Genomic DNA, 2,680 nt, shown 5'->3' with positions numbered 1-2,680 from the left:
CCCGGCCTGGAAGGTGGCGGCACCGGTCCGCTCGACCATCGCGACGATGGGGTGCCGGGTGTCCTTGAGGCTATGGTCGCAGCGCCGGTCGGCGCGTCTCACCGCCTCGATCAGCGCGGCATGGGCGGGGCTCGCTCCCGTCACTTCCAGCGGGGAGCCGGCCGCGTTCAGCTTCTCCTGGAACCGCAGCAGCAGCAGGGCGCCGACGGTATCGACCGCTTCGAGCCGGCCGAGGTCGAGACGCACGGCCCTGCCCCGCTCGAGCTTGACCGTCTCCAGGTCTGCGCTCAGTTCCCGGGCGGTCGCGATCACCCAGCGCCCGACCGCGGCGAGCGCCGGACCGCCGCGGTCGCCCGGTTCGACGGCCTCGATCCATCCCCCGCCGTTCGCCTGAAGATCCGTCATGACGGGTCACCTGTTTGCATGTGATGCGCCGGCCCACTAGGATGCGGCCCTGATCCGTTCATGGGAACCAGTCACGGGAATTCGCAGGACAGCGATGAACATAAAAGACCATATCCGCAGCATCCCGGACTTTCCCAAGCCCGGCATCCTGTTCTACGACATTTCCACGCTGCTCGCCCATGCCGAAGCCTGGAAGGAAGCCGTCGGCCAATTGGCCGAGGCGGTGAGGCCCTACAAGCCGGACGTCCTGGTCGGAATCGAGTCGCGCGGGTTCCTGGTCGCGGCCCCGCTGGCGCTGACGCTAGGCCTGGGCTTCGTCATGATCCGCAAGCGCGGCAAGCTGCCGGGCGACATCATCGCCCACAACTACGACCTGGAATACGGCTCCGACACGATCGAGATCCAGGCCGATGCGATCAAGCCGGGCGCCCGCGTCGTCGTGTGCGACGACCTGCTGGCTACCGGCGGCACGATGGTCGCCGCCATCAACCTGCTGCGGAGCGTCGGCGCAGAGGTAGTCGCGGCACAATTCCTGATCGAGCTGGCCTTCCTGAACGGCGCGAAAAAGCTCGACGTGCCGGTAAACTCGCTGGTCAGCTACGAATCATAAGCCTTCGCGCCGCTGATCGGATCACAGGACTTCGGCAACCCGCTTCGCAGCGGCCAGCAGCATCCCGTCCTCGCCGCGCCGGGCCACCAGCGACAGCCCGATCGGGCAGCCTTCGATCTCGGCGGCGGGCAGGCTGACCTGGGGCAGCCGGGCAAGCCCGGCGATGCAGGTCATGCTGAGGACCTGGGCACGAAACTGGTTCAGCTCCCCCTGCGGCGTGTTCTTCAGCGGCGCTATGCCGGGCGCCGTCGGCATCAGCAGAAGGTCGCCGCCCGCCAGCAGGCTGTCCATCTGCTCCGTCACGCGGCGGCGGAAATTGGCCGCTTCGCCGGCGGCCTTGTCGGTCACCCGCGACGCCGCCTGGAACCGCTCGGCGACGCCCGGTCCGAAATGCGGCCTGTGGCCGGTGATCCAGGCGCCGTGGGTGCGCCAGACCTCGTGCATCTGCAAGGTGCGGAAAGCGTTCAGCCAGCCCTCGCCCAGCCCATCGCCGCTCAGCCTGACGTCGCGGGGTGAACCCAGCGTGGCGGTGACGGCGTCGATCGCCGGTCCCAGCGCCGTCCTGACGGACGGATCGGTCATGGCGAAGGCGTCCTCCACCAGAAGGAGGTTGCGGGGCCGCCCCTCTTCGTCACCCCGGAGTCCCAGCAGCAGTCGCCCCACCCGTTCCAGCAGGCCGGCCTCGCGGGTGAACCAGCCGACCGAATCGAAGCTGGGCGCCAGCGGCGTGACGCCGTCCAGGGAAATGCGCCCATGGGTCGGGCGGAAGCCGTAGATCCCGCAGAAGGCTGCGGGCACCCGGACGGAGCCGCCGGTGTCCGTCCCGAGCGCCAGCGAAACGGCGCCGCCGGCGACGGCGGACGCCGAACCGCTGGACGAGCCGCCGGGGATGCGCTGCGGCGCCTTGGCGTTCAACGGAGTGCCGTAATGGGCATTCTCGCCGTTGATGCTGAAGGCCAGTTCGTCGGTGATCGTCTTGCCGACCAGCCGCGCGCCGGCATCCAGCAGCGTCTTTACGGCGGGCGCAGTGGCGGTTGCCGGCGGATGGGTCGCCAGCCATGTCGGGTTGCCGGCACCCGTGGCGTGCCCGGCGACGTCGAACATATCCTTGGCCGCGAAAGTCAATCCTGCCAGCGGCCCCTCGGCGGCGCCCGGCACGTCCAGGGCGACGTGAGGACAGAAGGCGCCGAGCCGGTTCCCGTGCAGTCCGTTCATCGGCTCATCCCCGGTCCCCGTCAGCCATGTCCGACCCCTTGCCGCCCGATCGTTCGTCATAGCACCTTACGATACCGGGTACTGGCGGCGCATCAAGCCCAATAGACGGGCAAGTCATCGCCCATTTGGCGGGCATCGGTGTGGGCATAGCCGGATCCGATTACCGGATGCCGGGGCATATGGGAGTAAGCCGCCACCGCCGTTTCTGGCATGGCGTGTGCGAGCGGGTCCTGAAGGGGTGATACCAGGACAGGGGGATAGGCGATGGTTCCACTCGGCTCGACACCGGTAAACCGCTGGCGCGTGTGCAGGGAAACGGTGGACATGGTGCGGCCGCCGCCGACCCCCCATCCCTTGGCCGCCAGGGCCGAGCCGCAGAATATCGTCATCGATCTCGCCCGCACCGCCATCGTCGTGATCGACATGCAGAACGACTTCTGTTCGCCCCAC

General features: G+C 68.5%; 4 protein-coding genes. 1 reads left to right on the top strand and 3 read right to left on the bottom strand.

Features of this window, described 5'->3' with window-relative positions; genetic code table 11:
• On the bottom strand, positions 1-405 hold a 405-nt coding region (locus tag AC5JJ6_RS08170; RefSeq protein WP_496041560.1), incomplete at its 3' end, for an STAS domain-containing protein.
• Between the two features lie 94 nt (positions 406-499).
• Here AC5JJ6_RS08170 and AC5JJ6_RS08165 point away from each other — a divergent pair.
• On the top strand, positions 500-1,015 hold the full coding sequence (locus tag AC5JJ6_RS08165; protein WP_496041559.1) for an adenine phosphoribosyltransferase: 516 nt from the start codon (positions 500-502) through the stop codon (positions 1,013-1,015).
• Positions 1,016-1,036: 21 nt separating this feature from the next.
• Here AC5JJ6_RS08165 and AC5JJ6_RS08160 read toward each other — a convergent pair whose 3' ends face one another.
• The gene (locus AC5JJ6_RS08160; RefSeq protein WP_496041558.1) at positions 1,037-2,230 is read right to left on the bottom strand and encodes an amidase; all 1,194 of its coding nucleotides are present in this window, start codon (positions 2,228-2,230) and stop codon (positions 1,037-1,039) included.
• Between the two features lie 92 nt (positions 2,231-2,322).
• On the bottom strand, positions 2,323-2,680 hold a 358-nt coding region (locus tag AC5JJ6_RS08155), incomplete at its 5' end, for a hypothetical protein (RefSeq protein ID WP_496041557.1).

The sequence above is a fragment of the Skermanella sp. genome, assembly GCF_059503625.1.
This window is presented reverse-complemented; position numbering and strand designations above follow the sequence as displayed.

Excerpts from the sequence above, each read along its gene's own strand:
- AC5JJ6_RS08160 (WP_496041558.1), bottom strand. The coding sequence starts at position 2,230 with ATGAACGGACTGCACGGGAACCGGCTCGGCGCCTTCTGTCCTCACGTC.
- AC5JJ6_RS08165 (WP_496041559.1), top strand. The coding sequence starts at position 500 with ATGAACATAAAAGACCATATCCGCAGCATCCCGGACTTTCCCAAGCCC.